At 44.7% G+C, this 21,606-nt stretch carries 22 protein-coding genes; 10 read left to right on the plus strand and 12 right to left on the minus strand.

The window, feature by feature from the left end:
• Positions 1-9 precede the first annotated feature (9 nt).
• Positions 10-357, plus strand: a complete 348-nt coding sequence (locus J7623_RS11740) for a nuclear transport factor 2 family protein (protein ID WP_291920418.1) — start codon at positions 10-12, stop codon at positions 355-357.
• Between the two features lie 62 nt (positions 358-419).
• Here J7623_RS11740 and J7623_RS11745 read toward each other — a convergent pair whose 3' ends face one another.
• The 8 genes from J7623_RS11745 to J7623_RS11780 all read right to left on the minus strand — a co-directional run bounded on the left by J7623_RS11745 (position 420) and on the right by J7623_RS11780 (position 7,341).
• The gene (locus J7623_RS11745) at positions 420-917 is read right to left on the minus strand and encodes a hypothetical protein (RefSeq protein WP_291920420.1); all 498 of its coding nucleotides are present in this window, start codon (positions 915-917) and stop codon (positions 420-422) included.
• Positions 914-1,636, minus strand: coding sequence for a hypothetical protein (locus J7623_RS11750; RefSeq protein ID WP_291920421.1), 723 nt, complete (start codon positions 1,634-1,636; stop codon positions 914-916). The genes J7623_RS11745 and J7623_RS11750 overlap by 4 nt, the downstream gene beginning before the upstream one ends.
• A gap of 98 nt (positions 1,637-1,734) precedes the next feature.
• Positions 1,735-2,295, minus strand: coding sequence for a sigma-70 family RNA polymerase sigma factor (locus J7623_RS11755; RefSeq protein WP_291920423.1), 561 nt, complete (start codon positions 2,293-2,295; stop codon positions 1,735-1,737).
• Positions 2,296-2,502: 207 nt separating this feature from the next.
• Positions 2,503-3,468: a transketolase family protein gene (locus J7623_RS11760; protein WP_291920425.1), complete on the minus strand. Its 966-nt coding sequence runs from the start codon at positions 3,466-3,468 to the stop codon at positions 2,503-2,505.
• Positions 3,469-3,520: 52 nt separating this feature from the next.
• Complete coding sequence (gene galE, locus J7623_RS11765) at positions 3,521-4,549, minus strand: UDP-glucose 4-epimerase GalE (RefSeq protein ID WP_291920427.1); 1,029 nt, start codon at positions 4,547-4,549, stop codon at positions 3,521-3,523.
• Between the two features lie 29 nt (positions 4,550-4,578).
• On the minus strand, positions 4,579-5,451 hold the full coding sequence (gene rfbA, locus J7623_RS11770) for a glucose-1-phosphate thymidylyltransferase RfbA (protein ID WP_291920429.1): 873 nt from the start codon (positions 5,449-5,451) through the stop codon (positions 4,579-4,581).
• Between the two features lie 193 nt (positions 5,452-5,644).
• Entirely contained in the window at positions 5,645-6,649 is a 1,005-nt protein-coding gene (locus J7623_RS11775) for an inorganic phosphate transporter (RefSeq protein ID WP_291920431.1), read from the minus strand.
• 41 nt (positions 6,650-6,690) lie between these two features.
• Positions 6,691-7,341 (minus strand): DUF47 family protein, encoded by a 651-nt coding sequence (locus tag J7623_RS11780; protein ID WP_291920433.1) that lies wholly within the window; start codon positions 7,339-7,341, stop codon positions 6,691-6,693.
• Positions 7,342-7,521: 180 nt separating this feature from the next.
• Between J7623_RS11780 and J7623_RS11785 the strand changes: the two genes are divergently transcribed.
• Together J7623_RS11785 and J7623_RS11790 are read left to right on the plus strand one after the other, a co-directional pair.
• Positions 7,522-8,352, plus strand: coding sequence for a UDP-2,3-diacylglucosamine diphosphatase (locus J7623_RS11785; RefSeq protein WP_291920435.1), 831 nt, complete (start codon positions 7,522-7,524; stop codon positions 8,350-8,352).
• 246 nt (positions 8,353-8,598) lie between these two features.
• Entirely contained in the window at positions 8,599-9,000 is a 402-nt protein-coding gene (locus J7623_RS11790) for a hypothetical protein (protein ID WP_291920437.1), read from the plus strand.
• Between the two features lie 344 nt (positions 9,001-9,344).
• On the opposite strand, the gene J7623_RS11795 is transcribed toward J7623_RS11790, so the two are convergent.
• The gene (locus J7623_RS11795; protein ID WP_291920439.1) at positions 9,345-9,632 is read right to left on the minus strand and encodes a YHS domain-containing protein; all 288 of its coding nucleotides are present in this window, start codon (positions 9,630-9,632) and stop codon (positions 9,345-9,347) included.
• Between the two features lie 96 nt (positions 9,633-9,728).
• Positions 9,729-11,789 (minus strand): M13 family metallopeptidase, encoded by a 2,061-nt coding sequence (locus J7623_RS11800; RefSeq protein WP_291920441.1) that lies wholly within the window; start codon positions 11,787-11,789, stop codon positions 9,729-9,731.
• A 343-nt stretch (positions 11,790-12,132) separates the two neighbouring features.
• On the opposite strand from J7623_RS11800, the gene J7623_RS11805 reads away from it, so the two are divergent.
• Genes J7623_RS11805 through J7623_RS11815 form a run of 3 tightly spaced genes read left to right on the plus strand, consistent with a single transcriptional unit; the run spans position 12,133 to position 14,171 of the window.
• Positions 12,133-12,453 (plus strand): hypothetical protein, encoded by a 321-nt coding sequence (locus J7623_RS11805; RefSeq protein WP_291920443.1) that lies wholly within the window; start codon positions 12,133-12,135, stop codon positions 12,451-12,453.
• A gap of 14 nt (positions 12,454-12,467) precedes the next feature.
• Positions 12,468-12,893 (plus strand): group III truncated hemoglobin, encoded by a 426-nt coding sequence (locus tag J7623_RS11810; protein WP_291920445.1) that lies wholly within the window; start codon positions 12,468-12,470, stop codon positions 12,891-12,893.
• Between the two features lie 21 nt (positions 12,894-12,914).
• Positions 12,915-14,171 carry a replication-associated recombination protein A gene (locus tag J7623_RS11815; protein ID WP_291920447.1) on the plus strand — a complete coding sequence of 419 codons (1,257 nt, stop codon included), beginning with the start codon at positions 12,915-12,917 and terminating at the stop codon, positions 14,169-14,171.
• A 106-nt stretch (positions 14,172-14,277) separates the two neighbouring features.
• Here the strand turns inward: J7623_RS11815 and pbpC are convergent, their stop codons facing one another.
• Complete coding sequence (pbpC, locus tag J7623_RS11820) at positions 14,278-16,674, minus strand: penicillin-binding protein 1C (RefSeq protein ID WP_291920449.1); 2,397 nt, start codon at positions 16,672-16,674, stop codon at positions 14,278-14,280.
• 135 nt (positions 16,675-16,809) lie between these two features.
• Between pbpC and J7623_RS11825 the strand changes: the two genes are divergently transcribed.
• Both J7623_RS11825 and J7623_RS11830 read left to right on the plus strand, forming a co-directional pair.
• A complete protein-coding gene (locus J7623_RS11825; RefSeq protein WP_291920450.1) occupies positions 16,810-17,154 on the plus strand; it encodes a YciI family protein in 345 nt (114 codons plus the stop codon).
• Positions 17,155-17,160: 6 nt separating this feature from the next.
• On the plus strand, positions 17,161-18,414 hold the full coding sequence (locus J7623_RS11830) for a DUF6596 domain-containing protein (protein ID WP_291920452.1): 1,254 nt from the start codon (positions 17,161-17,163) through the stop codon (positions 18,412-18,414).
• Positions 18,415-18,420: 6 nt separating this feature from the next.
• On the opposite strand, the gene J7623_RS11835 is transcribed toward J7623_RS11830, so the two are convergent.
• Positions 18,421-19,542 (minus strand): alkene reductase, encoded by a 1,122-nt coding sequence (locus J7623_RS11835; protein WP_291920454.1) that lies wholly within the window; start codon positions 19,540-19,542, stop codon positions 18,421-18,423.
• A 122-nt stretch (positions 19,543-19,664) separates the two neighbouring features.
• Here J7623_RS11835 and J7623_RS11840 point away from each other — a divergent pair, with 122 nt between their 5' ends.
• Positions 19,665-20,546: a helix-turn-helix domain-containing protein gene (locus J7623_RS11840; RefSeq protein ID WP_291920456.1), complete on the plus strand. Its 882-nt coding sequence runs from the start codon at positions 19,665-19,667 to the stop codon at positions 20,544-20,546.
• Between the two features lie 204 nt (positions 20,547-20,750).
• Positions 20,751-21,605 (plus strand): alpha/beta hydrolase, encoded by an 855-nt coding sequence (locus tag J7623_RS11845; protein ID WP_291920459.1) that lies wholly within the window; start codon positions 20,751-20,753, stop codon positions 21,603-21,605.
• Position 21,606 lies beyond the last annotated feature (1 nt).

The following is a 21,606-nucleotide window of genomic DNA, read 5'->3' on the forward strand; positions in this document are numbered from 1 at the left end:
AAAAAAGTCATGGAAAATCTGACCAACTTTGGTGAAGCCTGGGTGCGGGCGTGGAATGCACACGATCTCGAAGCTGTATTATCTCATTATGATGAGCACATCGTTTTTTATTCTCCTTTTATTAAGAAGATCAATAACGATCCTAATGGATGTATCCGGGGAAAGGAGAATCTGCGGGCCTATTTCAGTAGAGCATTGGTAGCATATCCTGAATTACATTTCGAGTTGTATCATATACTGGAAGGGGTAAATTCAGTAGTGCTGTACTATAAGAGTGTAAATAATTTGCTGAGTGCGGAGATGATGGTATTAAATGAAAAAGGGTTAGTAAGTGAAGTAAGGGCGCACTATAAGTAGCAGTTAGCTTTTAGCAGTTAGCTGTTAGTCATTAGCGAGTACTAATAGCTAACTGCTAAAAGCTAAAATGGTCTTCTCCGGGGGGCGCCACCTTGCCCCATCCTGTTCATTCGTTGTCTATTCACATGATTGATCATGATATTCCGGAATTCTCTTTCTGTTTTAAACACCATGCCTGCCTTTCTTCCAGGTAATACCCGCTGAAACTCTGTACTATAGCGGGATCGAATGTCCAGCATTCTTTTTTCGTAACTCAATTCCTTGTCCATATTTCTACGGGCGGCATCGTCGGCGTTATCGGTAGACAACTTATCGAGATCTTTTTTCTGATGACGTTCAGCGATGAGTTGTTCTACTTCATGTGTATAATTATGATATACGGGTAAGAATTTTTGTGCTTCTTCCGGTGTGAGGTCTAATTTTTTAGACAGATATTCTATCTGTATGGCTTTAATTTTTTCGGCGGGGTCCTCGGATGGGAGCTGTTGTGCACTACTCACACCGTAAGGATAGAGCAGGACAAACATTACAATCCATATAAAGCTAAAACGTTTCATCATTTCTTTTCAGGTAACACTTCCTTTGATAAATCTGTTTGTTGCAGGTATTTCTCAATGGCTTCCACTGGGACAGCTTCATCTAGCTGATTTTGCACAGGGGCCGCTTCCACAGAAACGGAGGATGCAAAAATAGCATCATTATCAAAAGGATCAGTGTGGGTTTGCAGGTATTCAACAATATCCTGGTCGTCGAAGGCTTCCAGTTTTTTCTCTACTATCCTTCCCCTGTCGGTATGGTTACTGGTAATAAAGAGGATGGCGCTGCTGCCTATTAGGGTAGTGAGGCACGCGGCTACTGTCCATTTTATCCAGGTACTTACCTTGTTCCGGTGTGCTACCCGCATTGGTGCGGCTGGCAGTTGGTGGTTGACTTGAAGGGATTCAAAATAACCTTCGGGCACGGTCAAGGGAAACTGTCTGGGCATTGCAGCGAGGAAAGGAGAAAGTACTTCCAGTTCTGATTGAACGCCAGGTGCTTCTTCCGCCTTGATTCGTTGCATAATGGCTGATGGCAATTCGTTAAAATAGCCGGAAGGAATGGTTGGGCTTTGTTGAACAAGAGGGGTGTCACGTAGGGTCTCCAGCTGAATTTGCAGCAGGATAGCAGCTGGCAGTTGATCAAAGTAGCCGGCCGGTACCGTAAAAGGTACGTCAGCAGGCCAGTTGGCATCTGGCGCTATTTGCATTAATTCACTCGCTATGTCGGTCTGCTTGTTCATATACTGTTTTTTAGACAGTGAAGGGATTTAATAGTTTAATGCGATTTTAATCTTTTCCTAAGATTCTTTAAAAATCGCTTAAAATATATATTTGTAGGTTAAATATCAGATCCTTTACGGATGAATTCTTCTATCTTTTTTACCGCATGATGGTAAGAGGCTTTTAAGGCACCTTCAGAGGTTTCCAGCACTTTGCTCATTTCCTCATAGGGCATTTCATCATAGTAGCGGAGGTTAAAGACAATCCTTTGTTTATCGGGTAAACTAAGGATGGCTCGTTGGAGTTTCCATTCCAGCTTATTGGCGTCAAACTGGGGATCTGCCCTGAGCTTATTGCTTAAACCGGTTTCCACTTCAGATAGGGAAATGGATGTTTTACGTTTTTGTTGTTCCAGGAAAGTAAGACTTTCATTGGTGGCTATCTTATATAGCCAGGTATACAATTGCGCATCCTCCCGGAAATTTTCCAGGTTTTTCCACACTTTAATGAATACATTCTGCAGCACATCGTTGGCATCGTCATGATCCATGACCATTCTGCGGATGTGCCAGTAGAGTCTTTCCTGATACTTTTCGATAATAAGGGTAAACCCTTTCTCTTTGGTATCAGCTGCGCGGTATAATGCCAATAATGTTTTATCGTCCTGTGAAACGGCCATAGGTTAAATGGTTCTTGACAGGTTTTAATTAGATGAATTTAAATAAAAACCTGTTCATAAGACGGAGGGATGGTTCTAAAGTTTAATGGAAGGAGCAGAAAGCATAAAGCGGAAAGCATAAAGCTATTAAAGCGAATGACCAGAGCGAATGAGTAATTTCAAATACCCGCTCTGGTCATTCGCTTTAATAGCTTTATGCTTTCCGCTTTATGCTTTTTGCTTTCTGGCCATTGCCTTTTCGGCTGCCGCTACGATATGGTCTGCATCCAGGCCATATTTTTTCAGCAGGTCTAATGGTTTACCGCTTTCGCCGAAAGTATCGTTAGTACCTACATATTCAATAGGAACGGGAATGTGACGGGAAGCTACCTGGGCAATGCTGTCGCCCAGGCCACCGAGTACGTTGTGTTCTTCGGCAGTTACTGCGCAACCTGTTTTTGTGAGGGAGGCAATTACGGCGGCTTCATCCAGTGGCTTAATGGTGTGGATGTTGATAATTTCCACGCTATAGCCTTTCTCTTCCAGTATTTTACCTGCTTCTACGGCGATCCATACGAGGTGGCCGCAGGCAAAGAGGGTAATATCTGTTCCTTCGTGCAGGATTTGTGCTTTACCTATTTCAAACTTTTGATCTTCCGGTGTGAAATTAGGCCATTTCGGGCGACCGAAACGGAGATATACCGGGCCTTCATAATCTGCAATAGCGATGGTAGCTGCTTTGGTTTGATTGAAATCGCAAGGTACGATTACAGTCATGCCAGGCAACATTTTCATCATGCCAATATCTTCCAGGATCTGGTGGGTAGCACCATCTTCACCCAGGGTAAGACCTGCGTGGGAAGCACATATTTTTACGTTTTTATTGGAATACGCTACTGACTGACGGATCTGGTCGTATACCCTACCGGTAGAGAAGTTGGCGAATGTAGTGGTATATGGGATTTTACCACCAATGGTTAAACCGGCAGCAATGCCGATCATATTTGCTTCAGCAATACCTACCTGTACAAAACGGTCCGGGAATTCCTTAATGAATGCGTTCAGTTTCATGGAGCCGAGCAGGTCGGCTGTTAGTGCCACTACATTGGGGTTCTTGCGACCTACCTCCAATATTCCTTCACCAAACCCTCCACGGGTTTCTTTTTCATTTAGCGGTTGAATATCTTTTACCATTATGGTCTTTTTAAAATTGAAGTATAAAAGTAAACATTAAAAAGAGAGGATCCTAGTTACTCAGCACTTTATTACGGAGACTTACCTCCCACTGCCAGGCAGTACGCATACTATCTTCTATACCAATTTCAGGTAACCACTGGAGTTTTTCTTTGGCTTTGGTATTATTGGCATAAATAGAAATCACATCACCTTCGCGGCGTGGGCCGGTGGTATAGTTCAGCTTAATGCCGGATATTTTCTCAAATGCTTTAATGGCTTCCAATACTGTAACGCCGTTGCCGGTACCCAGGTTGAAGATCTCGCAGTTGCTTTCATTACGGTGTTCCAACAGGTATTGTAAGGCTTTCGTATGTGCATTGGCGATATCCATAACGTGAATATAGTCGCGTACACAGGAGCCATCACGGGTGTCGTAATCAGTGCCAAAAACGGTCAGTTTAGGAATTTTTCCGATAGCCGTTTGCGTAATCACGGGCACCAGGTTATCTGGTTTGCCCAGTGGCAGTTCGCCGATGAGAGCAGAAGGGTGAGCACCAACCGGGTTGAAGTAGCGCAGAAGGATAGACTGTGTATCGTTTACCCGGCTATAATCTTCAATGATTTGTTCCCCCATCTGTTTGGTACGTGCATAAGGTGATTGTGCTTCTCCGATAGGTGTTGTTTCCACCACGGGTAATTCTTTGGTATTGCCGTATACGGAGCAGGAGGAGGAGAATACCAGGTTGGGGATATTATACTCCTTTACACATTTCAGTACGTTGATAAGGGAAGTCAGGTTATTCTGAAAATACATCAGGGGTTCTGAAACAGATTCTCCCACTGCTTTCAGTGCCGCAAAGTGGATAACACCTATGATATCCCTGTTTTCATGAAATACGGCATTGGTATCTTCCAGGTTACAAAGATCTACTTTGTAATTGCGTACCTTTTTCCCGGTAATTTTTTCTATACCATCTAATAATTGGGTGGTGCTCCTGATGTTACTGTCAACAGACACTACATCAAATCCATTATTGATCAGATCTACTATAGTATGTGAGCCAATATAGCCACATCCACCCGTAACAAGAACCTTCATGATATTTCAGATTTACTTTATTAGTTATTTTAAAGTATTTTTTGAATGAGCAGCGATTGGAGATAAGTTCCATAGCCACTTTTGATCAACGGTTTGGCCAGTTCTTTCAGCTGGTCGGCATTAATAAATCCTTTACGGTAGGCAATTTCCTCGATGCAGGCGATTTTTATTCCTTGCCGTTGTTCAATCACTTGTACAAAGTGTGATGCCTGCATCAGTGAATCAAAGGTACCGGTATCGAGCCACGCTGTACCGCGGGGTAAGATAGAAACTTTTAATTTCCCGCGCTTTAAATATTCTTTATTGACGTCTGTAATTTCATATTCGCCGCGGGGACTGGGTTGCAGATTTTTTGCAATTTCCACTACCGAGTTATCGTAGAAATAGAGACCAGGTACCGCATAGTTGGATTTTGGCTGCTGCGGTTTTTCTTCGATAGATAGTACTTTCATATCATCTCCGAATTCTACCACACCATATCTTTCGGGATCAGATACCTGGTAAGCATATACGATACCGCCTTCCGGGTTAGCATTGTGGGAGAGTTGGGTTCCCAGACCTGCGCCGTAGAAGATGTTGTCGCCCAGTACCAGGGCCACGCTATCCTTGCCAATAAATTCTTCTCCGATAACAAATGCCTGTGCCAGTCCGTTAGGATTAGGTTGTTCTGCGTAGCTGAGATTCAGACCGAATTGTGCTCCGTTACCAAAAAGGCGTTGAAAAGCGGGAAGGTCATGTGGTGTGGAAATGATCAGAATATCCTTTATTCCCGCCAGCATCAATGTAGACAGTGGGTAATAGATCATTGGTTTATCATACACCGGCATTATTTGTTTGCTGATAGCATAAGTAATGGGGTGTAATCGGGTGCCGGATCCACCGGCCAGGATAATTCCTTTCATTTGCAAGATCAATTTTTGATGGTTACTCCAATATGGCCGCACAAAAATAGCGGCTTTTTTTGTAAAAGCATAAAGCATAAAGCTAAAAGCAAAAAGCTATTAAAGCGAATGACCAGGGCGGGTATAAATTACTCATCCGCTCTGGTCATTCGCTTTAATAGCTTTTTGCTTTTAGCTTTATGCCGTATGCTTATTATATAAACAGATTCACGATAAAATAAGTGAAAGCGGCCAGCAATCCACTGATCGGGATGGTTAATACCCATGCCCAGAGGAGGGAAACGGTCACCCCCCAACGAACAGCGGATAATCTTTTAGTAGCACCTACCCCCATAATAGCGCCGGTGATCACGTGTGTGGTACTGGCAGGGATTCCCATATGTTCAGTGATGAAAAGCGTAATGGCACCGGATGTTTCCGCAGCTACCCCTTCCAGTGGGGTTACTTTGGTGATACGGGTACCCATGGTTTTAACAATTTTCCAGCCACCACTCATGGTACCTAGGGCGATACAGGTAAAGCAGGCCAATGGTACCCAGTCTGGCATGGCCTTAATATTCTGGATATACCCGGCAGATACCATGGCAGCAGAGATGATACCCATTACTTTCTGGGCATCGTTACTACCATGTCCAAGGCTCAATGCAGCGGAAGATGCCAGCTGCAGGCGCTTGAACCAGCTTTCTGCCCGATAGGGATTGGCTTTGCGGCAAACATTAACGATGATGAGTGTAATGACAAACGCCACAAACATACCTATCAGCGGTGCCAGTACAATGAAATATACGGTAGGCAATACTTTGTGGAAGTTGATCACGTCGATGCTGCCACCAGAAGCTGTAACTGCGGCGCCAATGAAGCCACCAATCAGTGTATGCGACGAACTGGAAGGAATACCCAGCCACCAGGTGAACAGGTTCCAGGTAATAGCAGCCACGAGGCCACTAAAAATTACTTTCAGTGTAATAAATTGTTCAAACACAGAGTTGGCTACGGAGTTGGCTACCTTGAACTCACCAATAATGTATTTGGCAATAAAAAAAGCCGCAAAGTTGAATACTGCGGCCCAAAGTACTGCCTGGAAAGGTGTCAGCACCTTGGTCGACACAATTGTGGCGATAGAATTGGCGGCATCATGAAAACCATTGATATAGTCAAATATGAATGCCAGTATGATAATTATTACTAATAATGTCATGACTTAGGGAGAATTATGCGTTCAGAACTGTATTTCCCTTATCAGGAGTACTTGATAATAATGGTTTCTATTACATTGGCGCAGTCCTCGCACTTGTCAGTAGCGATTTCCAGGGCCTGGTAGATTTCACGCATTTTAATCAGTTCTGCCGCATTTTGTTCTGTGTCGAACAAATCGGCGATGGCCATATCATAAATATCATCAGCATGGTTTTCCAGGCTGTTGATTTTTACGCAGGCATCAGTAATGATGCGCATATTCTGCATATTGCGCAATTCGGGGATGGCTTTTGCCAGTTCCAGCACGCCAAGGTGGATTAATTCGGCCAGCTTGCGAACGCTTTCATTGATGTAATGTACTTTGTACAGGTCCATTCTTTTGGCGGAACCGTGGATGTAGTCAGCTACATCGTCCAGCGTAGCAGCCAGGTAGTGGATATCTTCCCGGTCAAATGGGGTGATGAAGTTTTGTCCGAGTTCTACAAATATGCGGTGGGTGTAATCGTCATTTTTGTGCTCCAGGCGTTCTATCAGATGCACTTTATCTTTTCTCACAGCCAGATCAGTAGTCGCTACCAGCTCATTGAGCACGGTTGCCATTTCTACCAGATTGGAAGCCACATCTTCAAACAAAGAATAAAATACCCGGTCTTTCGGCATGAATAGTTTTACAAAAGAATTGAAGCCTCCCATACGTTTGAGTTTATAATTTGCCGCAAAAATAGCTTTCTCGACCTGTTCCTACCAGCAAAAAACGCGAATTAATAATTCCTTAACACTGGATTAATATAAAAGTAATATAGTGATTTTTCCTTTGTATTGAAAATTATACTCATAAACAGGCTGCCTACAACCTGCACATACCACCTATAGATGTCAGACAAACGCCCATTAGATATAGCCGTAATCTCAGATGTACACCTTGGGATATACGGTTGTCACGCTAAAGAACTGATCCAGTACCTTGATAGCATTGATCCGCGCATACTGGTACTGAATGGGGATATTATCGATATCTGGCAGTTCAGCAAACGCTATTTCCCTAAAGCCCATACCAAAGTAATCCGGAAAATCCTGAAGATGATCGGAAAAGGTACCGACGTATACTATCTGACCGGTAACCACGATGAAGCCCTCCGCAAGTATGCCGGCTTCGAGTTGGGCAACTTTACCATTGATAACAAGCTGGTATTGGAAGTAAATGGAAAAAAGCACTGGTTCTTTCATGGCGATGTGTACGATGTGACCATGAAAAACTCCAAATGGCTGGCTAAACTGGGAGGGAAGGGGTACGACCTGCTGATTATCCTGAATCGGTTAGTTAATCATGCCCTGGAAAGTATGGGCCGGGAAAAGATGTCGTTTTCCAAAAAAGTGAAACAGGGCGTAAAATCTGCCGTTAAATTTATTTCCGATTTTGAACAAACAGTAGCTGAAATAGCCGTAGATAAAGGCTTTGATGTAGTTTGCTGCGGGCATATTCACCAACCCCTGATTAAAGACATGCAGGTAGGCGATAAAACCGTGACCTATCTGAATTCCGGAGACTGGGTAGAAAGTCTCACTTCTCTTGAATATACCAACCAACAATGGACCCTGTACCAACACCCGGTTACCAAATCCAAAATTGTACTGGCAGAAGATGAGGAGGATACCGCTAACGACTGGGATCCTACCCGCATTATTACTTTCCCCGGATCCTGATGCTGTCGGATTACTTCCAGCGCCTGTTACTTTGCAGTGGCAATGCGGCATTTTTCCGTAATAACGGTACCATACACCGGTAATTGTCTTTATATTTATATATTTATTATATATTTATATTCAAATATTATTTTCACAAAATCATAACAACCGCTTAATATTAAATTAAAAGTAGACTACTAAGTTTGCCAGAGAAATAATTAAGTGTGTCTATAGTGAGCATTTAAAAAGCAGAAAAAAAGCTAGATGAAAGTATTGAAGTTGCATCCTTTAATGACGATCTCCCTATTGCAAATGCAAATACAGCGTTTGCTCTTTTGCAATGTGGCAGTATATGTGCGTAACTCTCTGGCTAATACTTTTGATACCTTGAAAGAAGCGGGTTTTGAAGAAGAAGTGCTGGTAGAATTTCCTATCGATGAAACACTGAGCCTGCGTGAGTTTGAGGAAGAAGTAGAAGAAAGGTTTAATTTTTCGCTGGAGTTATGTAACAAAGATAATAAGCCTTTTATGAACAAGAGTCAGCATTTGTTTCAGTTGGCCTGCGCTACTCCTGATAAAAAAGAAGAGCGTAATTATCAGCTGGACATTTCCCTGGATATGCTGATGAATAATAACCGGCAATCGCCTTCTCAAAATATGTGGTAATTTTTTTTCCTGTTTTTCGGGAGATATATACTTCCGGCTTGCTTTTCAGCCCTGTACCGATATCCTGTTCTCCGAAACCTTATTATTGTTAGCCCCTCCGCCAATGTTTTATCAATTAACATCCCGGTAATATTTCCTTAACCATGAGGTAATATATGGTGGCTATTTTTACTACACGGAACCCATTATCACCTGCAGCGGAAACACAATACCATGCGCATGGCTCTTCTTCACCCGGTAACTTTCACCTCTGTTAATAATTCCAGTATTTTTTATCAATAGATTCATAAACTGAACCCAATACCGTCCGGGTTTTTACCCGGACGGTTTTTTTAGGCATGCATTTATTTGCCCAGTTTGGCCATATATTTTTCCGGCGCTTTTTCAAATACCCCTTTGCAGGTAGGAGAACAGAAATGAAGGGTATCTCCTTTATATACTGTCCACTCTTTATAGCTGGTATCATAAGGCATTTCGCATACCGGATCCGGTAATTTACCATTGGCATCTGCGGTCAGTTTTTCTGTAGCAGCGGCGGGCGTAGCCGGCATGGTAGTATTTTCAGCGGGTTTATTTTGTTGTGCACAGGCAAACAGGAATAATGCGCTACCAATTACGAATATATATTTCATGCTATTTTTTTTACGAAGGTATTGATAAAAAAAATTACGGATTTGCAGGAAGAAGCTCTTCTTACAAATCCGTAATGATATCGTGAGAAAACGTTATTACCAGATCACTACGCGTTTATCTGCTGGCAATACCATTTTGCTATCGGCTCCACAGCCCCATGCAGCCTGGAATTCAGCCAGGTGGGGTAATGGTCCGTTGATGCGGAATCTTGCCGGAGAGTGTGGATCTGTTTGAATCTGGTTGCGGAGAGCTGCATCTGTAATATTACCATGCCATACCTGTGCCCAGCCCAGGAAGAAGCGTTGCTGCCAGGTAAATCCATCAATAGGCTTAGGTTCTCCTTTACCTTCGAAAGATTTCACCAGTGCATGATAAGCCAGGGTTAAACCACCAAGGTCGGCTACGTTTTCGCCAATGGTCAGTGCACCATTTACTTTGAAGCCAGGTAAGGCTTCCAGGGAGCTGAAGTAGTCAATATAACTTTTAGTGAGCTTATCGAAATTAGCGCGGTCTGCAGCAGTCCACCAGTTTTTCAGGTTGCCTTCTGCATCAAACTGAGAGCCCTGATCATCGAAGCCATGGGTAAATTCGTGGCCAATTACCGCGATGATACCGCCATAGTTGATAGCATCGTCTGCATTAGGATTGTAGAAAGGAGGCTGGAGGATACCAGCAGGGAATACTACTTCGTTGTTTAACGGGTTGTAGTAAGCATTCACAGTTTGAGGTGTCATACCCCACTCGCTTTTATCTACCGGCTTACCTATTTTATCAATATTTTCTTTGTGCTCATATAAGCTGGCTGCTATTACGTTCTCCAGCAGTTTGCCTTTGTCGATATTGATAGAAGAATAATCTTTCCATTTATCAGGATACCCGATCTTGTAAGTAAAGGAAGCTAATTTTTTACGTGCCATCACTTTGGTAGAATCGCCCATCCAGGTGAGTTTATCGATTCTTTCGCCATAAACTTTGCGCACGTTTTCAATCATTTCAGATACTTTCTGTTTGCTGCTTTCTGGGAAATATTTCTTGGCAAACAGTTTACCCAGTGGCATGCCCATTTTGCCGTCGGTAGAGCGGATAGCGCGTTCCGCACGGGTTTTCTGTGCTTTTTTGCCTGTCATTACCGTACCATAGAAATGGAAATTTTCTGCATCAATAGCAGCAGGTAAATACCCGGCAAACTGGGTCAGCAATTGCCATTTGGTATACGTTTTCAGTGTTTCAATGGGTGTAATTCTCAGTTGGTTGCCTGCTTTGGTCAGGTATTCTTTGTTTTGCAGTACAATCGTATCTGCTTTGATATCCTGTTTAGCGGCAAAATTATCCCAGTCGAAATCCGGCGCCAGTTTTTTCAGTTCAGCGAATGCTGCTCTGTTGTAGGTTTTAACCGGGTCGCGCAGTTCTACATTAGAGAGCTGCATGTTAGCCAGTTTGGTTTCGAATTCCAGGATGGTTTTACCAGGAGTAGCTTCCGTAAAGCCGGCCAGCTTAAACATTTTGTCTACGTGTGCAACAAATTCATCGCGTACATTTTTGGTAGCGGAATCCTGTCTTTCGTAGTAGCTTTTTTCACCGAGGCTCAAGCCACCTTGTCCCTGGTACAGGATGTTCATTTTACTATTTTTCGCATCTGCATCTGCACCAAATCCAGTGAAGCTGGATACGCCGATTTTTTGCAGCTCACCGGTTACACTGGCCCAGTCAGCCAGGGTTTTGATGGCATTAATTTTATCGAGATAAGGTTGTAATGGTGTGATGCCGCGTTGTTCGATAGTAGCGGTATCCAGGAAAGAGGTGTAGTAATCTGCGATTTGTTGCTCTTCGGTACCTTTTTTTAGGTCTTTTTTGCTGGTAATATCCGCAATAATACCTTTCAGGCGAACTTCTTTGTTTTCTTTATCGAGGATGTTGAATGCTCCCCAGCGACTTTCTGTGGATGGAATAGGGTTGTTTTTCTTCCAGTTGCCATTTGCATAATTGTCGAAATCATCGCAGGCTTTGTGGGTGGTGTCGAGGTCGGCAAGGTTGAATGCCGGCACCTTTACCGTGTCTGCTGTTTCTCCCTGGTGTGAGGAGCTGCCGGAATTGCAGGCTGCAAAAGTAACCATGGCAGCCAGCAACGGTAGTTTTACCGCATTGGTTTTCTTCATATATAAAACAGGTTTAGTATTTAAAGTTATGGAAAAGGGCGGAAGTTGCTATAAAGGTTTTTTATAAACGGCAATCGTTACAGTCGTGGCTGGCAGGATCAAATCAGATAATCTCTAAATAATTAGGTAGGTTTGTATTACGAAAATTAGGAGATAGATGGATTTCAGGTTTAAATTGTACAGGATCACTACGTCGCTATCGTTGATGATTTCTGGTTTTTTTGTGTTCACAGGCCTTTCTGTTATTTTGTTCCAGGGTATCAGTACTATGTTTTTAATGAGCCTTTTATTTTGGGGTGCTTGCTTTATTCATAGCGTTTTATCCTTATATCTGCAGCGTAGCATGTTACTACCGGAAGTACCACTGAAGGAGAATACCCCTGGAGGTATTCGCATTATGGGAGTTATTGAAGTGCTCTTTTCTTCCCTGATGATCGTTGTTGGAATAACATTGATCAGCTTACCCGGTAATATTATCAACGATGTACGGGCAATGTTGCCAACACCGGAAGAACAAAAGGCCATCACACCAATGGCCATACAGGTGGCCGGTGTGTTTTGCCTGATACCAGGTCTTATCCTGATCATCAATGCGGTGTTGTCGTTCGGTATACTGCGTAAATGGCAGGAACGGCAACAACACGATGATCACCTGGGAGAATAATAAAAACAACGGTTATGGAAAAGAAGGAAATAACCAACAGACAAGACATCATATTGCTGGTTGATACCTTTTATGATAAAGTAAAAGCGGACGACCGCATTGGATATATTTTTAACGACATTGCCAAAGTAGACTGGGGTAAGCATCTGCCTACCATGTATGATTTCTGGGAAAGCCTGCTGCTGGATGGTAACAATTACCGCGGCCATACCATGGCGCCTCATTTCAGGATCAATAAACTGATCCCGTTGGAATCCGCTCACTTCGACCGTTGGGTGGCCTTGTTTGAAGCTACCGTGAACGAGTTGTTTAAGGGCGAAAAGGCAGGTCTGGCCATCACCCGCGCCAGGTCCATTAAGGATATTATGGCCTATAAAATGAAGCAGATTAATCATCCCGACGATAACAAAAAAATTCCGCTTATTAACCCAGGCAGTTAACCATTAAACAAACAGTGTAGTATGCAGCCATTAGCAGAGCGGTTACGGCCAGTAACATTAGATGAACTGGTGGGGCAGGAACACCTTACCGGCAAGGATAGTATTTTAAGGAAAGCCATTACACAAGGGATGATTCCCTCCATGATCCTGTGGGGGCCTCCCGGCGTTGGTAAAACTACCATCGCCAATATTATTGCCCACACGCTGCAGGTGCCATTTTACACCCTGAGCGCCATTTCTGCCGGTGTGAAAGAAGTCAGGGAAGTAATTGAAATGGCGAAAAAACAGCGGCATGCAGTACTGTTCATCGATGAAATTCACCGTTTCAATAAAGCCCAGCAGGATGCATTGTTAGGCGCCGTGGAAAAAGGAATTATCACCCTTATTGGCGCCACCACGGAGAATCCTTCTTTTGAAGTGAATGCGGCGGTACTTTCCCGCAGCCAGGTATATGTGCTGAAGCCGTTGGGACAAGAACAGTTAATGACTCTGCTGCAGCAAGCCATGGAGCGCGATGAATGGCTGCGCAGCAAGCACATTGAATTAAAAGAAACCAGCGCCCTGTTTAATATTTCCGGGGGAGACGCCCGCAAATTGCTGAACCTCTTTGAACTGGTAGTTACCACCTTACAAGAAGATCCCATCGTGATAACCGATCGGAAAGTAATGGATATTGCGCAACAGCGTGTAGCCATTTACGATAAAAGCGGAGAACAACACTATGATATCATTTCCGCATTTATTAAATCTATTCGTGGCAGTGATCCTAACGCTGCATTATATTATCTCGCCAGGATGATTGATGGCGGAGAAGATGTAAAATTCATCGCCCGCCGGTTAGTGATCCTGGCGTCGGAAGATATTGGTAATGCCAATCCGAATGCGCTATTGCTGGCTACCAGCTGTTTCCAGGCCGTAAACCTCATCGGTTTCCCGGAGTCGAGAATTATTTTATCGCAGTGTGTTACCTACCTGGCGGCTTCTGCTAAAAGTAATGCGGCAGTAGCGTCTATTAGTGCGGCGCAATCGGTAGTGGCACAAACCGGCGATTTGCCAGTGCCGATGCATATCAGGAACGCCCCTACGAAAATGATGAAGAATATGGGATATGGTGAAGGCTATGCTTATGCACATAGTTATGAAAATAATTTTGTGGTACAGGAGTTTTTGCCGGATGCGATTAAGGGCATGAAATTTTATGAACCCGGGAATAACCCACGGGAAGAGGAACTGAGGAAGTATTTGAAGAATTTGTGGAAAGAGAAATATAATTACTAGCTTTTAGCCATTAGCTTCCAGCTTTTAGTAAAATGCAGCGAAGAACATTATATAGTCTTCGCTGCATTTTACTAAAAGCTGAAAGCTAATGGCTAAAAGCTAATCATTACTCCCTCTCCTTCGCCAAAATCTCAAACCGCTGCTCTACTCTTTCCCCATTCTCATCTACCAACGTAATCGTATGCTTCCCTGCTGCAGGATGTAATGCCATCTGGTGAAACTCTGTGGTACTACCAATAAAGTTATTATCCAGGTGCCAGAATATTTTAGCTGCGGTATTGCGATGAGTCGCCGTAAAGATCGTCTGACCCGGTTTCCCGTCAATTTCTATGGGTACAAATATGCGTGCATCGGGCCGTGGGTAAATCAGCTCCATTGGCGCTTTATCCTGCCCAAGAGAGGCGAGGCATTCCGGTTTGTAAGGTGGTAGCTGCTGGTAATAATTTTTACTGCGATAATAAAATTCCTGTGATGGTGGTAATACAAACCACGATTTATGCTGCATAAATTGCGGCGATTCGCAACTTTCTGTTACGCGCCACTGCCCGGTTCTGTCGAGATGAATGAGCTGGTGATATGGGCAGATGCCGGCCCGCATACCTGCAACAGGTACATAGATAGAATCCTTTTCATCGCATAGGTCGCTGGCGCGGAAGCCGCTTTTGCGGCATACTTCTATCTTACGCAATTGTGCATAAGGCGTGTTAAACCAGCCGCTGGTGCGTAACAGGCGGAATACATCAAACAGGATGGGCGCAGCGGTAGATACGCCAATCAGCCCGGGACGTCCTTCTCCGTCGGCATTGCCCACCCATACGCCTACTACATATTGTGGTGTTACGCCAATGGCCCATCCATCGCGGAAGCCGAAGCTGGTGCCGGTTTTCCAGGCTACGCGCTGAGAGGACGAGAATTGCTGCCAGAGGAGTTCTTCTCCGGGGCGCATCACTTCTGTCATGGCCTGGAAGGCATACCAGATGGAGCCGGCGTCGAGAAGTCCATCTCTGCTTAATCCATATTTAGAGGGGCGTTGAATATCCTGCCGGTAGTTAGGTGGATGGATATCATCCATGTTGTATTTCCCTTTATATTGTTCCATGTGCAGCAGGGTACGGGCCATGCTGGCATACATGCCGCACATTTCCCAGAGGGTGGTTTCTCCTCCGCCGAGTATCAGCGATAAACCATAGTGATCTGCCGGTTTGTTGAGCGTGGTGATGCCCAGTTTTTGTAATAAAGCATGGAACCGTTCATAACGGTATTGTTGCAACATACGCACAGCAGGTATGTTCAGCGACCGTGCAAGTGCACGGGAAGCGGGTACTGCACCATCATAGCCAAGGTCGAAGTTTTGCGGCGAATAGCCGGCAATTTGTGTGGGGATATCCGGAATGAGTGTATTGGGCAATATAAGGCCATCGTTGAGCATGGCGGCGTATAACACGGGTTTAAGCGTGCTGCCCGGACTCCTTCTTGCCTGGATAATATCTACATGGCTTTCCAGCTCCGGGTCGGAAGGATTATAGATGTTACCTACATAGGAAAGGGTGTTACCGGTTTCTACATCCAATACTAATACAGCGGCATTGTTGATGCCATTTGCTTTGTAGGCGTTGTGATACCGTTCCGCAATAGCAGTGGTGTTGCGTTGGAGATCGGCCAGTACAGTGGTTTTAATGCGGGTTGGTGCATCTGACTTTTGCTGCAGGTATTCTTTGCGGAAAAGATCGAGCAGATGCGGTGCTTCCTGTGGAAGCGGCAAAGGCTGATCAGGTAAGGGCTCCAGCTTAGCCAGCTGACAGGTAATGCTATCGATGGTATGTTGCCGGTATAGTTTGGTGAGTAATTGATTACGTTTATTCAATAACGTTACCCTGTTGCGCCCGGGGTGTACGAGCGCAGGGCTGTTCGGTAAAACAGCCAGTGCAGCCATTTCTCCCCAGGATAACAAATCTGCTTTACGGCCGTAATACCGCCAGGCGGCAGCTTCCAGGCCTACTACGTTGCCGCCGAAGGGGGCATTGGCAGCGTATAAGGCGATGATCTTCTTTTTAGATGCGGCAAATTCCAGTCGTGTAGCCAGTACGGCTTCTACTACTTTTTGCCAGATATTACGGGGCTGATTGCGGGATAGCCGTATTACCTGCATGGTGAGTGTACTGCCGCCGCTCACTACTTTTTTGCCACGGATGTTTTGATTCACCGCCCGTGCAATAGCCAGTGGATCCAGCCCCCAATGGTAATAAAAGCGTTTATCTTCATAGGCTACAATACATTTCTCAAACTTTTCCGGTACATGGGCATTGTAAGGAAAGCGCCATTGTCCGTCTGGTGCGATGCTGGCATTCAGCAGATCGCCGTTGCTGTCTTCTATCACATAAGAAGTGGCCGTGGTAAAGAGTTGTTTGGGCAAACAAAAATAGTAGGCGATGAGTAATACACCTGCAGCACCAAGCCACCATTTCCTTTTAAGGCACCATTGTTTAAGACGATCTAGCTTCATCGGGGAATCCGGGTAATAATTTTATGTGTCCAAAGATAGGGCTAACTTTATAAGTGATGCCCGGTTGAGAAAAGTTATTTGTCCCCATGCGGCTATTTGAGTCGTTATAAGGATGAATCAACAAAACTGATGATCATGAAAGAATTCGTATTAATTTTCAGAAACAGTAAGGATGCGCACGACCATCCATCGCCTGCACAATTACAGGAAAGGATGAACTGGATGGCTGGCGTGGCTGCCCGCAATCTGTTGGTAGACAAAGGCAACCGGCTGTCTGTTACCGGCGCCAAAACGGTGAAGCCCAACAACCTGGTAACAGATGGTCCTTACACGGAAATAGAGGAATTTATCACGGGCTACATGCTGCTGAAAGCAGCCAGCATTGAAGATGCGGTAGCTATTGCGCAGGAGAACCCCATGATTAAAATGGGCGGAAATATAGAAATCAGGGAGGTATTAGCAATACCTGGAAAAAAATAGTGATCCATGGCAGAACAGGCCGCCACACATTCCGATCTTTTACCTCATTTATTCCGTTTGGAATACACTAAAATGACGGCTGTATTATGCCGTCATTTTGGCTTGCAGCATATCGCCATCGCGGAAGATATTGCCAGCGAAACTTTTTTACGGGCAGCAGAAACCTGGGGTGTAAAGGGTATTCCGGAGAATCCGGCCGCCTGGTTGTATGCGGTGGCGAAAAATAAAACCAAAGACTATCTCAAACACCTGGCAGTTTTTGAAACACGGGTGAAACCAGCGATGGATAAAAGTGAGGCCGCCATGGACCCCGACTTTGATTTTTCTCCGCAAACCATTACAGACAGTCAGCTGGCAATGATCTTTGCGGTTTGCAATCCTGCCAATTCCAAAGAAGCGCAAATATGTTTGGCCCTGCAAATCCTCTGTGGATTTAGTGTGGAAGAAATAGCGGCTGCCTTTCTCACTAAAAAAGAAACGATTAAAAAAAGATTATTGAGAGCCAGGAAGCAGTTGCGGGAAGATCATTTTGAGATTAAAGTTCTGGATAAAGAAACTATAGCAGCGCGACTGGATACCGTTTTAAAAACGTTGTATCTCTTGTTTAACGAAGGTTATTTTTCTACCTCTCATAATCACGCCATCCGTAAAGACCTTTGTTCAGAAGCGATGCGGCTCACGCTTATTTTAACTGAAAGTACCCTGGCAGGAACTACTGCCGCCAATGCGCTGCTGGCGTTGATGTGTTATCAAAGCTCCCGGCTGGATGCCCGTGAAAATGATATGGGAGAAGCTATCCTGTATGAGCAGCAGGATAGCAGCTTATGGAGCAGGCCATTGATTGAAAAAGGCAATTACTACCTAGTGAATGCCTGCTCAGGAGAGGCTATTTCGCAATATCACCTGGAAGCGGGTATCGCCTATTGGCATACCACTCCTGCGGACCAACACAAATGGGAGTATATTTTACAACTCTATAATCAACTGATACAGGTAGCCTACACCCCTGTTACCGCGCTAAACCGCGCTTTTGCTTTCGCCAAAGTACATGGTCAGCAGGCAGGTATCAGGGAAACAGAGAAGTTGCAGTTGATGGAACATGATTACTACTATGCCCTGTTGGCTTATTTATGGGCGGATACCGACGTAAACAAAGCCATTGACTACTACCATAAGGCCATCTCTCTCTCCCGGTCTGCTTCTACCCGGAAAACGCTGCAGAAGGCTGTAGCAGCGTTGCAGGAATCTTCTGCACATTAACGCGTATCAACTATTGATCGCCACTGTATTTATTTCCGGCTGCGGATGTATAATGGGAAAATCAATATACCCGGTATCTCCGCCTTCATAAAAAATGCCAGGATCGGCTACGGCCAAAGGTGTGTGGTGCCGGAATTTTTCTACCAGGTCAGGGTTGGCAATGAATGGTTTGCCATAAGCAATCATATCTGCCAGGCCGGCTTGCAGCAATGCTTCGCCGGAATCAGCAGTGTAGCCGCCTGCTACTATCAGCAGTTGTTTAAAGCGCTGGCGTACTTCCCGCAGGTAGTCGGCAGATATGGTAGAAACACCGTTTACCGGCATACCGGATAAGTGGATATAAAAGATGCCCAGTTGTTGTAATGCTGTTGTGAGATACAGGTGCGTGGCGGTTTCTTCCGGGTAGGTGGGTAGATCGTTGATGCCAACGAAGGGCGACAGGCGAACGCCGGTATGTTCCTTACCAATGGCGGCAGTAACGCCTTCCATGATGTCCAGCAGGAAGCGGCTGCGGTTAGCGATGCTGCCACCATAGCGGTCGGTTCGTTGGTTGGTGGCGGGGTGTAGGAACTGCGCAGGTAAAAATCCGTGGGCGCCATGTATTTCCACCCCGTCGAAGCCAAGATCCATGGCGGCGATGGATGCCTGTATGTGCGCATCTACCAGTGCGGCGGCGCCTTCCGTAGTCAGTACTTCCGGTTCCGGCATAGGATGGTGCTCATTGTTGGGCGTACGTATGATGTCGGCCGCTTTCAGCGAAGAAGCGCCTACTAATGGGAGGTGGCCTTCGTGGTTGAGTGCATGGCCAATACGACCGGTATGTACTAACTGCACAAAGATTTTCCCATCTCTTGCATGTACCTCATCTACTACTTTTTTCCAGGCTGCTTTTTGAGGGGCATTATAAATGCCGGGTGCATTCAGATAGCCGACACCGTTAGGAGCCACTGCGCTGTTTTCAGCAATGATTAAACCGGCGCTGGCTCTCTGGCCATAATAAAGTGGCGCAGAGGCGCTGGGAATGGCCTGTTCAGCACGTCGTCTGCTCATTGGGGCCATCACCACCCGGTTTTTAAATGTAATGGAAGGTGTAACCAGTGGCGATAATAATTTTTGATGTGTGTGCATGATGGATTGTTTTATGAATACAAAATTACCGGCCGCAGTTACGGCGGAACAGTGATAAAGAAGGGTTTCTTTTGTAACTTTAGAGGTTAGAAAACTGGGTTATCCTATAAAGACAGTCAGCTATGGAGCATAAAGTATTACATCAGCCATTTGAATTATACGTGTCAGACCTGGAGTGCTGGAAGGAGAGGGCATTGATTTATCATTTCTTCGAAATTGTTCAGATCATGGAGGGAACAGGCGTGCGCAGAACCAACTGGAACGATTTTCCATATGAAAAAGGAAGTATCTTTTTGTTTACGCCACTGGATTGCCGGGGATTTAATGCCACTACTCCTACCCGCTTTTGTTCTATTCGTTTTTCCGAGGTATTCCTGGGGCAATATAAAAATGCGCAGGATCGGGAAAGGATTGTACAATGGTTAAAACAGCTGGAACATATCTTCTCTCATCATAATCGTTTTCAGCAACTGTTGGTAAAAGATCCTGGTGACTGCCAGCAGATTATTACGTTGATGAACCTGGTGGTACAGGAATATGAAAACAAAGCGGCTTATCATGAAGAGAACCTGCAGCACCTGGTGACGTTGTTGCTGAATATTCTGTCACGTAATGTAACAGACAGTACAGCTCCTATGGCAGGTTCGGCTGAATGTGAAGCTGAGCCATTGATTAATCGTATGCTGATCCATATCCGGCAACATATCAGCGATGCAGATAAGTTGAGAGTAGATTACCTTGCTACGCATTTTAATCTCTCTGCCAATTATGTGGGAGAATATTTCCGCAAGCTTACCGGTGAAAGTTTGCAGCATTATATCACGCAGTATAAAGTGAAGATGGTACAACAGCGGCTGGCATTCAGCAATTTAACCATCAGCCAGATTGCCGGCGAGCTGGGCTTTACGGATGAAAGTCATTTAGGGCGACAGTTCAGGAAGCATAGCGGGGAGAGTCCGTTGGAATACAGGAAACGGGCTAAATTACTGGAGAATCAGAACTAATTTATTGAAAATCAATATGGTTAATAGTTTTTAAATTTTTTTAAAAATATTTGTACCATTTGGTAAAATATATATATCTTTATCTCATTAAATTATTCCACATGCTACACAAACCAAATAATCCGACATAGCCTACTTCCTATTAAACTTGCCATCACTCTTTTTTTTATCATAATTGTACTGAATGGTACAAAATAAGATCACATGAAAACTACCCACGTATTATATAAGACCGTTACCGTAAATCAAGTTAACATATTTTACCGCGAAGCGGGATCACCCGATGCCCCAACGATACTCTTGTTACACGGTTTCCCCTCCAGTTCACATATGTACCGGGATTTGATAAATGATCTGGCAGATAAATACCACGTCATTGCACCGGATTACCCGGGCTTTGGTGGTAGTAGCATCCCGCCGCTCACTACTTTCGACTATACCTTCGACAACCTGGCGAGGATCATGGAACAGTTTATTGATACCCTGGGTCTGAAAAAATTTACCTGGTATTTACAGGATTATGGCGGCCCTGTTGGCTTCCGCATTATTACTAAAAGACCAGACCTGGTAAAGGCATTGGTGGTACAAAATGCCAATGTTTATGAAGATGGACTTGGCCCGGATGTACAGCGGATGGGCTCATTGCAGGGAGATGCTTTAATCGCAGCCATCGTTGAGAAATTATCGTTGGAAAGCATAAAGGGAGAACACCTTTCAGGCGCAGCACAGCCTGAACGCGTAAGCCCTGATAGTTACCAGTTGGCGCATTTCTACATGAACAGACCCGGCGTAGCAGAAGTGCAAATTGCGCTGTTCCTGGATTACAGCACCAATTTTCCTAAGTATCCCGAATGGCAGCAATACCTGCGTACACAGCAGCCACCTGTATTAGTGGTATGGGGAAAAAATGATCAGATCTTTGCCTGGCCCGGTGCCGTGGCTTATCAGCGTGATGTACCCGACGCCGCTGTGCATTTGCTGGATGGCAGCCATTTTGTGCTGGAAGAATATCATGAAGAAGTAGCTGCCTTAATACGTGACTTTTTGAAAAAATTATAAC

Source organism: Chitinophaga sp., from assembly GCF_017745275.1.
GTDB lineage: Bacteria > Bacteroidota > Bacteroidia > Chitinophagales > Chitinophagaceae > Chitinophaga.

Excerpts from the sequence above, each read along its gene's own strand:
- J7623_RS11800 (WP_291920441.1), bottom strand. The coding sequence starts at position 11,789 with ATGAAGAAAACCAATGCGGTAAAACTACCGTTGCTGGCTGCCATGGTT.
- pbpC (WP_291920449.1), bottom strand. The coding sequence starts at position 16,674 with ATGAAGCTAGATCGTCTTAAACAATGGTGCCTTAAAAGGAAATGGTGG.
- J7623_RS11775 (WP_291920431.1), bottom strand. The coding sequence starts at position 6,649 with ATGACATTATTAGTAATAATTATCATACTGGCATTCATATTTGACTAT.
- J7623_RS11740 (WP_291920418.1), top strand. The coding sequence starts at position 10 with ATGGAAAATCTGACCAACTTTGGTGAAGCCTGGGTGCGGGCGTGGAAT.
- J7623_RS11845 (WP_291920459.1), top strand. The coding sequence starts at position 20,751 with ATGAAAACTACCCACGTATTATATAAGACCGTTACCGTAAATCAAGTT.
- J7623_RS11805 (WP_291920443.1), top strand. The coding sequence starts at position 12,133 with ATGTTACTACCGGAAGTACCACTGAAGGAGAATACCCCTGGAGGTATT.
- J7623_RS11835 (WP_291920454.1), bottom strand. The coding sequence starts at position 19,542 with ATGCACACACATCAAAAATTATTATCGCCACTGGTTACACCTTCCATT.
- J7623_RS11810 (WP_291920445.1), top strand. The coding sequence starts at position 12,468 with ATGGAAAAGAAGGAAATAACCAACAGACAAGACATCATATTGCTGGTT.
- J7623_RS11750 (WP_291920421.1), bottom strand. The coding sequence starts at position 1,636 with ATGAACAAGCAGACCGACATAGCGAGTGAATTAATGCAAATAGCGCCA.
- J7623_RS11745 (WP_291920420.1), bottom strand. The coding sequence starts at position 917 with ATGATGAAACGTTTTAGCTTTATATGGATTGTAATGTTTGTCCTGCTC.
- galE (WP_291920427.1), bottom strand. The coding sequence starts at position 4,549 with ATGAAGGTTCTTGTTACGGGTGGATGTGGCTATATTGGCTCACATACT.
- J7623_RS11760 (WP_291920425.1), bottom strand. The coding sequence starts at position 3,468 with ATGGTAAAAGATATTCAACCGCTAAATGAAAAAGAAACCCGTGGAGGG.
- J7623_RS11825 (WP_291920450.1), top strand. The coding sequence starts at position 16,810 with ATGAAAGAATTCGTATTAATTTTCAGAAACAGTAAGGATGCGCACGAC.
- J7623_RS11785 (WP_291920435.1), top strand. The coding sequence starts at position 7,522 with ATGTCAGACAAACGCCCATTAGATATAGCCGTAATCTCAGATGTACAC.
- J7623_RS11795 (WP_291920439.1), bottom strand. The coding sequence starts at position 9,632 with ATGAAATATATATTCGTAATTGGTAGCGCATTATTCCTGTTTGCCTGT.
- J7623_RS11780 (WP_291920433.1), bottom strand. The coding sequence starts at position 7,341 with ATGGGAGGCTTCAATTCTTTTGTAAAACTATTCATGCCGAAAGACCGG.
- J7623_RS11840 (WP_291920456.1), top strand. The coding sequence starts at position 19,665 with ATGGAGCATAAAGTATTACATCAGCCATTTGAATTATACGTGTCAGAC.
- J7623_RS11790 (WP_291920437.1), top strand. The coding sequence starts at position 8,599 with ATGAAAGTATTGAAGTTGCATCCTTTAATGACGATCTCCCTATTGCAA.
- J7623_RS11830 (WP_291920452.1), top strand. The coding sequence starts at position 17,161 with ATGGCAGAACAGGCCGCCACACATTCCGATCTTTTACCTCATTTATTC.
- rfbA (WP_291920429.1), bottom strand. The coding sequence starts at position 5,451 with ATGAAAGGAATTATCCTGGCCGGTGGATCCGGCACCCGATTACACCCC.
- J7623_RS11755 (WP_291920423.1), bottom strand. The coding sequence starts at position 2,295 with ATGGCCGTTTCACAGGACGATAAAACATTATTGGCATTATACCGCGCA.
- J7623_RS11815 (WP_291920447.1), top strand. The coding sequence starts at position 12,915 with ATGCAGCCATTAGCAGAGCGGTTACGGCCAGTAACATTAGATGAACTG.